A 9,387-nucleotide genomic window follows, 5' to 3' on the forward strand; every position below is an offset into this window, starting at 1 on the left:
TGAATTCGGGTGAGTGGAAGGATAACCGGGCAGGGAACCGCTGCTGACGGCTACACCACGTACTTGAGCACCCCGAGCATCGCGTTCTCGTCCGCCGGCTCCTCGGTGCAGCGCGTCAGCCCGGCCAGCACCGCCGACGTATCCATGCCCGTGCCGATCAACACCAACTCGGTGCCGCCCCCACGCCGCTTTTCGAAGCGCAGCGAGCTGCCGACCAGCTGCACCAGGAAGCGCTGCACACCGAAGTCGACGAAACCCTTTGCCCGGTAGAGACCTTCGGGGCGGTCCTGCAGAAACTCCATGAACCGCCGGGGGTTCACCACGGAGTCGGTGCGGAACTCGACGCTCTGGTACTCGGGGTGGTGATGATCGTGCTCATCGTGCAGCAGCTCATCGAAGGACAGCTGGGCCTGCGGCGCCCGTGACCGCGGCGGGTCGATCAGCAACTCGGGATCGATGCGGGCAAACTCGGTGGGCAACACAGGAACCCGCGGGCTCTGCGCACGGATCCGCGCCACCAGGCCCTCGAGGTCCGTGCACTCCGACGCCTTGTTGAGCACCACCAGATCGGCGACCCGCAACCCATGGCCGAGCTCGGGTTGCAGGCCGTCGACCACCAGCACCAGCCCGGCGTAGTGGAAGCGCGGATCATCGGTGGCGGTGATGGTGCGGGCCAGTGCGGTCGGCTCGGCGACACCGCTGGCCTCCACGACGATGAGATCTAGTCGGGGTCTGACGGCCGCGAGCGTGCCGAGCAGCTCACCGGTTTCCTCGGCATCCACCACACAGCAGATGCACCCGTTGGACAGTGAGGCCATCGCGTCGACCTGACCGGCCACCAGCATGGCGTCGATGTTGACCGCACCGAAGTCGTTGACCAGCGCGCCGATGCGCACACCACGACTGTTGCGGAGCAGGTGATTGAGCAGCGTGGTCTTCCCGGCGCCGAGATGCCCGGCGACCGCCAGCACGGGTACCGATGTCACCGGGCCATCGTAGGCGGTGGCCAGGATCCCGATACCGGTGTTCTCGGCAACCTCCCCGGCGGCTAAGTTAATGCTGGTTCCCCCATTGGCGGGCCGAAACGCCGCGGCGATCCCCCGCCTGAAGTGTCACGATCGACGAATCACAAACTCGGGCATCCAACTGTTCTGGACCTGAGAAGACACGCCGTGCCACTCGAGAATGACCATTCACTTAATTCTTGCGGTGGCGTCACGAAATGTGACATGCTCCACAGGCGACCGGGGGGTCGAAAAGTGCGTCAGCACAGCCGGTGGTCACCGGTTCCGGCCCCGCGCATGCCACCACATCGCGGAAGGAACTCGATGACCTACGAGCTACCGGCGTCCAAGGGCCCCGTACGGGACGTCCTGGTCCAGGGCGGCTACGTGCTCGGCTTCTCGGTGCAGGCGCTCGTCAGCGTCGTCACCGCGTTGGTCCGTCGCCGTCTGGTGCTCGATGAGGTGGTCACCCAGACCCTGTTCATCGGCCGGGTCTGCACCGGCCCGGCGCTGCTGCTGATGATGCCGATCGGCGTGTTCATCGCGGTATCGGTCGGTGAGCTGGCCGGGCGGATCGGCGCCGGAGGCTACTCGGGCGCGGTGGTGGCCTTCATCATCGTCGGGCAGGCCGCGGCCCTGGTGTGCGCGTTGATGATGGCCGGCGTGGCCGGCTCGGCGATCTGCACCGACCTCGGATCACGCACCATCCGCGAGGAGATCGACGCGATGGAAGTCATGGGGCTGGACGTGATCGAGCGCCTGGTCGCACCGCGGCTGGTTGCCGCCGTCATCGTCGCCCTGGCGCTGTGCTCGATCGTCACCTTCGGCGGCGTGATGGCCTGCTACCTCTACCACATCAGCGTCCAACACCTGCCCGCCGGAACGTTTTTGGCCACCTTCAGCCAGTACGGCCAGGTGTCGGACTTCGTGATGGCACTGATCAAATCGGCGGTCTTCGGGCTCACCGCCACCCTGGTGGCCACCTTCAAGGGCCTGCACACCAAAGGCGGCGCCGGCGGCGTGGCCAACGCGGTCAACGAGGCCGTGGTGCTGGCCTTCGCGCTCGTGTTCATCCTCAACACCACCATGTCGGCGCTGTACACCGTGGTGGTTCCCGCGGTGGGTAGTTACTGATGACCGCCCTGACCAGCAGCGCTGCGCTGCACCGGATTTCGCGTCCCGCGGTCGCCGGGTACGACGCCCTTGCGGTGGCCGGCCAGCATGTCACGTTCTACGCCAAGGTGCTGCGCTCCCTGCCGTACGCCCTGGTGCACTACCGCAAGCACACGCTGGGCCAGATCGGTGAGGTCACCTTCGGCACCAGCTCGCTGTTGTCCGGCGGCGGAACCATCGGCATCGTGTTCGCCATGTCGCTGGCGGCGGCGATGATGCTCGGCGTCGAGACCCAGCGCGGGCTGGACCTGGTCGGGATGAACACGCTCTCGGGCATGCTCGCCGCGATCGCCAACACCCGCGAGCTGGCGCCGGTGGTGGTGGCAATCGCGTTGGCGGCCAAGGTCGGAACCGGATTCACCGCCCAGATCGGCGCGATGCGGATCTCCGACGAGATCGACGCGCTCGACGCGATGGCGCTGCGCTCGATCCCCTACCTGGTCGGTACCCGCGTGCTGGCCTCGGTGGTCTGCGTCATCCCGATCTACATGATCGGTCTGCTGGCCAGTTATCTGTCCACCCGCACCGTGGTGGTGATCTTCAACGGCGCCTCCCCCGGCACCTACGACTACTTCTTCCATCTGGCCTTGGGACCGAGTGACCTGCTCTACTCCGGGATCAAGGCAATCGTCTTCGCCATCGTGGTGGCGTTGGTGCACTGCACCTACGGCTACTTCGCCTCCGGCGGTCCGGCCGGGGTCGGCCAGGCCGCGGGCCGGGCGCTGCGCACCGCGATCCTCGCGGTCGGCATCCTCGACGTGCTGCTGACGTTCGCGTTATGGGGCCTGGTTCCCGAAATCCCGGGGATGGGAATATGACCCGGCTCAGGCGTCTCGGAAAGCGCCGCGGGTATTCGGAACCCAGCCGGGCACGACTGGCCCTGCGCGGCCTCGGCGCGGTGGGGGTGGCCCTCGCCGTGGCGGCCGTGCTGGTGGCCCGAGCCTCGGGAAATCTGGAGCGCAGCGCCGACGTGTACGTCGGGGTCCCGGTGTCGGCCGGGTTGATCACCGGTGGCTCCCCGGTCCGCTACCACGGCGTCAACGTCGGGCGCATCGCCGACATCGAGTCGGGCACCCATACGTCACGGGTCCGGCTGGCGATCGAGCCCGGCAGCCTCGGGATCATCCCGTCCTCGGCCGTGGCCCGGATCGTGCCACGGACCTTCTTCGGCGACATCTACCTGCAGCTGGTCGACCCGCAGGGCACCCGGTCCGCCACGGGACTGCGGCCCGGAGACACCGTGGCGATCGACCAGAGCCCCGATGCGATGGCCCTCTACGACGTGTTCACCAAGATCGTCGAACTGTTCTCACAGATCAAGCCCGAGCGCATGCAGACCGCGCTCACCGCGATCAGCCAGTCGTTGCGCAACCGCGGATCGGAACTGGGCGAAACGATCGACAACCTGAGCGCCGGGGCCGAGGCGCTGACCCCGTCCCTCGTCCGATTCCTCGACACCACACCGCAATTCCGGGACGTGATGGCCTCACTGAACACCGCGACGCCCGACATCATCTCCACGCTGTCGGCGGCCACCTCGGTGTCCAACCGGATGGTGGACGATCAGAAGAAGTTCGCCACCGCGATCGACGGTTTCGCCCGGTTCTCCTCGGTGCTCACCTCGTTCCTGTCTGATCACCGCGAGCAGTTGATCACCGTGGTCGACGCGGCCGGAAAGATCATGGCCACCACCGCAGCTCAGCCGCTGGGGTTGGTCGACACCCTGGCCGGTGCGCAAGCGTTCGGTGAGGCCGGCGCCAAGGTGTTCGCGACGGGCAAGTTCAACATCACCGCGGTGGCCACCTTCGCCGGGCCGATGCCGTATTCGATGGAGGACTGCCCCGTGTACGGCAGCACCCCGGGCGCCCGGTGTGCCGAATCCGCGCCGTCGGGACACGTCCCACCACAACCGGCCGACGTGCTGTCCCGACCGGCGGCCTCCCTGCCGGTCACACCGTTCACGCCGCCGGCACCACACCTGCCGACGCACTCTTCCCTGCCGCCGGGGCCGGGCCTTCCACAGTCCGCGCCCATCCCCTCGGATCCGCTTCCGGCCGAGGCGATCCCGAGTTCTCCCGCCGTCGCGGCACCTGCCTCGGCCGTGGTCGACGCCGACGGCCAGGCCCATGCGCTGGCCGTGCTGCAGGACGAACTGCTGCCGCCGGCCGGTGCCCCGTCGACCCAACCGAACATCGCCACGGTGCTCATGCTCGGCCCGCTGGTGCGCGGCACGGAGGTACAGATCTCATGAACCGCAACCGGCGATGGCAATCCTGGGCCAAACTGGGCGCCTTCAGCACCACCGGCGTCCTCAGCGCCGTCCTGGTGATCAACACCCTGTCGGTGCCGGTGCGTGGCAGCACGGTCACCTATCAGGCCCAGTTCACCAGCGTGGAAGGCCTCAATGTCGGAAACCCGGTGACCATGAACGGGATTCGCATCGGCCGGGTGGATTCAATCCAGTTCGCCTCCAACGCCGACGGCACCAGCCGGGCCGACGTGGACATCGAGGTCAAATCCGATTTCACATTGACCAGCAACGTCACCGCGGCCGTGCGTTACGGCGACATGCTCGGCGCCCGCTACGTCGCCCTGTCCGATCCGGGTGGGGCGATCATGGACGTCTCCACCGACGAGCCGCCGGCCCGGCTGGCCGCCGGCGGCGTCATCCCGCTGGCGCAAACCTCCCCGGCGGTGGATCTGACTGCGCTGCTCAACGGATTCAAACCGCTGTTCGACGCGCTGGCCCCCGAGCAGGTCAACACCCTGACCCGAGGATTCGTCGAGACCTTCAGCGGCCAGGCTCAGACGCTGACCACGCTGCTCACCCAGATCGCCGCCATGACAAGCTCATTGAGTAACAATGCGGGGATTTTCACCCAGCTGATCGACAACATGTCGAGCCTGATGCACACGATGAACGCCCGGCAGCCGCAGCTGGAGCAGATGCTGACCGGGCTCAACCGGCTCAGCGCCGCCGTCACCTCCGGGGACCGGCAGTTCGAGTTGCTCATCGACGAGGGCAACGCCGTGCTGGCCACGCTGGCCAACACGGTCAACAGCTCCAGTGCGGCCTACGGAGAGACCATCACCAACCTCAACGCCATGCTGCAGACCTGGCAGCCCAACACCGAGCAATTCACCACGTTGCTGGCCCGGCTGCCGGAGTTCGGCGATGCGATCAACCGCACCTCCAGCTACGGCGGATTCGTCAGCCTGTATCTGTGTAACTTCACCCTGAAAGTCGCCAGCCACGAAGCCAACATCTTCGGCTACACGCATTCCGAGGTGTGTCTGTAGATGATGTTCCTCGTCAAACTGATCGACCTCTTCGTCGGCGCGGTGATCTTCCTCTTCATCAAAGATCAGCGCAAACACAACCCGTCAATCCCCTTGGCGCTGGGCCTGATCGGCACCATCACCTTGGTGGCGATCATGGTGGTCTCGGTCGGTATCCCGCGAGCGGTGTATCACGTGCGCACCAACGCCTATGTCGCCGAACTCGCCAACGCCAGCGGTCTGACCGCCGGCGATCCGGTGTACGTGGCCGGGGTGCCCGCCGGGCGGGTGGAAGACGTCGCCCTGGCCGTCGACCGCGTCCGCGTCGGCTTCCGGCTCGACAAGGCCCAGCCGCTGGGCAACCGCACCACCGTCACGGTGCGGCTGCGCACCGTGTTGGGTAAGCGGTTCCTCGATGTGATGCCGGCCGGGACCGTCAATGGCGTTGATTCCAATGTGATTCCGTTGTCGCGCACCACCGTCCCGTACAGCCTCGATGAGGTCGGACGGAAGGCCGCCGACACCGCCGAGCACGTCGACCAGCAGCCGCTGACCGCGATGATGACCACCCTGACCGAGACCATGCCCGGCAACAGCGCCGAGCTCGGTAAAGCCCTGGCCGGGATCAGCGCCGCCAGTTCGGCCTTCGCCGACAACGGCGACAAGATCGACGAGATTCTGCGGATCAGTCGGCAGATGGCCGAAATGCTGTCCCATCAAACCGATTCCCTGGCCGACACCGCCGCCAACGCCCAGTACATCGTGTCCTCGTTGGCCGCACGCCGGCAGGCGCTCACCGACATTGTGACCAACCTGACCGCGATCATGCGCCACCTGGCCGCCGTCTACACCGACAAGCAGGCAGACTTCAGCAGTCTGATCAGCGGTCTCACCGCAGTCACCGGCACCTTGAAGGCCAACGTGGACAAGATCGACCAGACCCTGGTGAAGATGCCCCCGGCGATCCGCGCCGTCACCAACGCCACCGGCAACGGCACCTGGGCCGACGTCAACTCGCCTTCCCTCGTGATGCCCGACAACCTGTTGTGCTTCCTCAACGTTCAGCGGGAGTGCCGATGACACGTAAAGCCGTGATTGCCATTCTTGTCGTGCTGTGCCTGGGCGCAGGCGGCTGGTACGTGTTCGGCCGCACCGACCGGGCCCGCACCGTGCACGCCGACTTCGGCTACATCAACGGCATCTACCCGGGCAGCAAGGTCACCGTGCTCGGGGTGCCGGTGGGGCGGGTGACGGCGGTGACGCCGCACGGCACCACGGTGCGGGTCACGATGACTCTGCCCGACGACGTCATGTTGCCGGCCGAACCCGACGCGTACGTGGTGAGCCCGGCCCTGATCAGTGACCGCAGCGTCGAACTCGGCCCGGCCTACAGCGGATCCGGCGCCACCCTGGCCGACGGCCACGTCATCGGAGCCGACCACACCCACTCCCCGATCACCTTCGACAGCATGCTCGGCAGCCTGAGCACCTTGACCTCGGCCATCGGCCCTCAGCAGGGCGACATCGGCGCAGTGCTGTCCCGCGGCGCCGAGCAGTGGCGCGACCAGGGCAAGCTGTTCAACTCGGCGATGCGCAACCTGAGTGCGGCCAGCGGCGTGCTCGGGGCGCGGGCCGAGGACATCGGCGCGGTGGTCGACAACCTGAGCACGTTGATGGCCGCGTTCAACCAGCGGCAGGTGTCGCTGAACCAGATGGTCGACGAGCTCGGTCAGGTGGGCGGCAGCTGGGCCGACGCCAACGTCGACATCGCTGCGCCCATGGCCGATCTCAAAACCGTGCTCGACCAGGTCGACGCCTTCGTCGCCCAACACGGGGACGACCTGGGGACCATCGCGGCCAACCTCAACGCCGTCGGTGAGGTGTTGACCGCCAAGCAACCTCAGCTGGCCGAGTTCATGGATCTGGTTCCGTTGATGATGCAGAACCTGTCCAACACCATCGGCCCCGACCGGCGCGGCCGGATTCGGCTCAATGTGTCGACGGTGCTGACCCAGTTCGCCGCGGCGCAGAACTTCTGCGACCGCAACATGTTGCCGATGTGTGTGGGGGCCGGGATCACCAACCCGATCTCGTATCCGATCAGCCGCTCGGACCCGCTGGGCATCGTCTCCGCCGTCACCGGCAACGCCCCGGCGCCGAACCCGAAGTACCCGAGGTGACCATGCGTGTATCTCTCAGCAACGCGGCCACCGGATGCGCCCTGATCGTGGCCGCCGCCGGCGTATGGGCATTGAGCGATATCGGGATTCAGGATCTGCCGCTGGGCCGCAGCTCACCGGGCGACACCATGGCCGTCACCGTGGTGCTGCCCACCGCCGACGGCATCACCATCGGCGCCGACGTACGCAACGGGCAGAAGGTGGTGGGGCGGGTCAGCGGGATGAGCCTGTCCACCTCGGGCGCCTCGGTGCAGCTGAGCCTGGCCGACGCCGACGGGCTGGACTCCGGCACTGTGGCCAGCGTGGAACTGCCCTCGGCACTGGGTAATCCGTTCGTGCGGCTCAGCAGTGTCCAGCAGGCCCCACAGCGGGCGCTGCGCGACGGCGACGTCATCCCGCCCAGCCACACCGAGCTGGGGCCGCAGATCGAAAGTGCGCTGGCCACATTCGGGGCGCTGCTGTCACGTAGCGGTGTCGACCAGCTGGCCACCATCGTCACCGAACTGGACAAGGCGTTCGGCGGTCGGGCCGACAAGGTACGCGGCCTGATCGACTCGATGTCGCTGTTGAGCGCCAAGGCGTCGGAACACCAGGGCGAGTTCGATCAGGCAATGAGCCTGGCCGCCAACATCGCCGGGCAGTTCGGCCATGAGCAGCAGACCGTCGCCGGTTACCTGGACGCGGTACCCAAGGTGGTGGCGATGCTCGACGTGCAGCGCGCCAAACTGCAGACTTTGTTCTCCTCCACCACCGCACTGGCCGCGACCGCCAACAACGTGTTGTCCTCGGCGGATCTGGGCGTCATGGTCGATGATGCCGGCACCGTCGTGTCGATGATGGGCACCTTCAACGACCGGCTGGGCGGGATGCTCACCGCGATGAACGACTTCCTGGAGAAGTTCGGTAACTCCGTCCACGGCGACTACCTGATGTTCGATGGCGCACTGGACATTCCGGGCACCATCGACAAACTCCTCACCGGGGGGCTGATCGTCAACGGCACCCCGATCACCGGGGATGTGGCGCTGGACGGGTTCTTGTCGGGAGGCCTGAAATGAGGCGCCTGGTCGTGGTTCAGCTGGTGATCTTCGCGGTGATCGCGGCGCTCGTCATCCCGTTCGGCATCCGCTATGTGGCCGGCCCTCAGGGCTTTCGGACCCCGATGACCCTGACCGCGACGATGGCTGACGCCTTCGGCCTGACCCCGGGCACCAGCGTCACGGTCCGCGGGGTGCAGGTCGGCACGGTCGACGACGTCTGGCTGGCCCCCGACGGGACCGCGATGGTGCGGCTGGTGATCGACCCGGCCACCCGGATTCCGCGCGACGCCATCCTGACCGTGGGGATGGGCACCGCGGCCGGCATCCAGAGTGTGGACATCATGCCGCAGTCCGACGGCGGACCGTACCTGGCCTCCGGGGATACCATCGCCGCGCCGGCCGACCGCCAGCCTGTCCAGATGGACCGGATCATGGGTGACACCGCACAACTGGTGAAAGGCATAGATACCCAGGCGGTTCGCGACGTCGGCACCGAATTGGCGAACGCCTTCGACGGGCTGGGACCTGACCTGGCCATGGTGGTGACCAGTTCCGCGGTGCCGTCGATGAGCGGTTGCAGCTGACCGGCCTGGCTGTGGATGCGGGCCGATATGTCGGAGGCGTTGTCGATGAGCATGGCCAGGTCAGGTCCCAGCCCGTCGAAGGCGTTCGCCAATTCGGTGCCGACGTCGCGAACCGCCTGGGTAGCAT

Annotated in this window: 9 protein-coding genes; 8 read left to right on the forward strand and 1 reads right to left on the reverse strand. The window is 66.8% G+C overall.

Going from position 1 to position 9,387, the window contains the following annotated elements; translation table 11 throughout:
* Positions 1 to 50 precede the first annotated feature (50 nt).
* On the reverse strand, positions 51 to 986 hold the full coding sequence (locus A5699_RS19845) for a GTP-binding protein (RefSeq protein ID WP_067772685.1): 936 nt from the start codon (positions 984 to 986) through the stop codon (positions 51 to 53).
* 342 nt (positions 987 to 1,328) lie between these two features.
* Between A5699_RS19845 and A5699_RS19850 the strand changes: the two genes are divergently transcribed.
* Genes A5699_RS19850 through A5699_RS19885 form a run of 8 tightly spaced genes read left to right on the forward strand, consistent with a single transcriptional unit; the run spans position 1,329 to position 9,260 of the window.
* Positions 1,329 to 2,138, forward strand: a complete 810-nt coding sequence (locus A5699_RS19850; protein ID WP_067772687.1) for an ABC transporter permease — start codon at positions 1,329 to 1,331, stop codon at positions 2,136 to 2,138.
* A complete protein-coding gene (locus A5699_RS19855; RefSeq protein ID WP_157561351.1) occupies positions 2,138 to 2,995 on the forward strand; it encodes an ABC transporter permease in 858 nt (285 codons plus the stop codon). The genes A5699_RS19850 and A5699_RS19855 overlap by 1 nt, the downstream gene beginning before the upstream one ends.
* Positions 2,992 to 4,428, forward strand: a complete 1,437-nt coding sequence (locus tag A5699_RS19860; RefSeq protein ID WP_067772690.1) for an MCE family protein — start codon at positions 2,992 to 2,994, stop codon at positions 4,426 to 4,428. Before A5699_RS19855 ends, A5699_RS19860 begins: the two co-directional genes overlap by 4 nt.
* Positions 4,425 to 5,477, forward strand: coding sequence for an MCE family protein (locus A5699_RS19865; RefSeq protein ID WP_067772693.1), 1,053 nt, complete (start codon positions 4,425 to 4,427; stop codon positions 5,475 to 5,477). Before A5699_RS19860 ends, A5699_RS19865 begins: the two co-directional genes overlap by 4 nt.
* Positions 5,478 to 6,536, forward strand: coding sequence for an MCE family protein (locus A5699_RS19870; RefSeq protein WP_369806733.1), 1,059 nt, complete (start codon positions 5,478 to 5,480; stop codon positions 6,534 to 6,536).
* A complete protein-coding gene (locus tag A5699_RS19875; protein ID WP_067772707.1) occupies positions 6,533 to 7,636 on the forward strand; it encodes an MCE family protein in 1,104 nt (367 codons plus the stop codon). The genes A5699_RS19870 and A5699_RS19875 overlap by 4 nt, the downstream gene beginning before the upstream one ends.
* A 2-nt stretch (positions 7,637 to 7,638) precedes the next feature.
* On the forward strand, positions 7,639 to 8,694 hold the full coding sequence (locus tag A5699_RS19880; protein WP_067772695.1) for an MlaD family protein: 1,056 nt from the start codon (positions 7,639 to 7,641) through the stop codon (positions 8,692 to 8,694).
* Positions 8,691 to 9,260, forward strand: a complete 570-nt coding sequence (locus A5699_RS19885; RefSeq protein ID WP_231965768.1) for an MlaD family protein — start codon at positions 8,691 to 8,693, stop codon at positions 9,258 to 9,260. The genes A5699_RS19880 and A5699_RS19885 overlap by 4 nt, the downstream gene beginning before the upstream one ends.
* Positions 9,261 to 9,387 lie beyond the last annotated feature (127 nt).

The organism is Mycobacterium sp. E802 (genome assembly GCF_001666875.1).
Classification (GTDB): domain Bacteria; phylum Actinomycetota; class Actinomycetes; order Mycobacteriales; family Mycobacteriaceae; genus Mycobacterium.

Excerpts from the sequence above, each read along its gene's own strand:
- A5699_RS19850 (WP_067772687.1), top strand. The coding sequence starts at position 1,329 with ATGACCTACGAGCTACCGGCGTCCAAGGGCCCCGTACGGGACGTCCTG.
- A5699_RS19855 (WP_157561351.1), top strand. The coding sequence starts at position 2,138 with ATGACCGCCCTGACCAGCAGCGCTGCGCTGCACCGGATTTCGCGTCCC.
- A5699_RS19860 (WP_067772690.1), top strand. The coding sequence starts at position 2,992 with ATGACCCGGCTCAGGCGTCTCGGAAAGCGCCGCGGGTATTCGGAACCC.
- A5699_RS19865 (WP_067772693.1), top strand. The coding sequence starts at position 4,425 with ATGAACCGCAACCGGCGATGGCAATCCTGGGCCAAACTGGGCGCCTTC.
- A5699_RS19870 (WP_369806733.1), top strand. The coding sequence starts at position 5,478 with ATGATGTTCCTCGTCAAACTGATCGACCTCTTCGTCGGCGCGGTGATC.
- A5699_RS19875 (WP_067772707.1), top strand. The coding sequence starts at position 6,533 with ATGACACGTAAAGCCGTGATTGCCATTCTTGTCGTGCTGTGCCTGGGC.
- A5699_RS19880 (WP_067772695.1), top strand. The coding sequence starts at position 7,639 with ATGCGTGTATCTCTCAGCAACGCGGCCACCGGATGCGCCCTGATCGTG.
- A5699_RS19885 (WP_231965768.1), top strand. The coding sequence starts at position 8,691 with ATGAGGCGCCTGGTCGTGGTTCAGCTGGTGATCTTCGCGGTGATCGCG.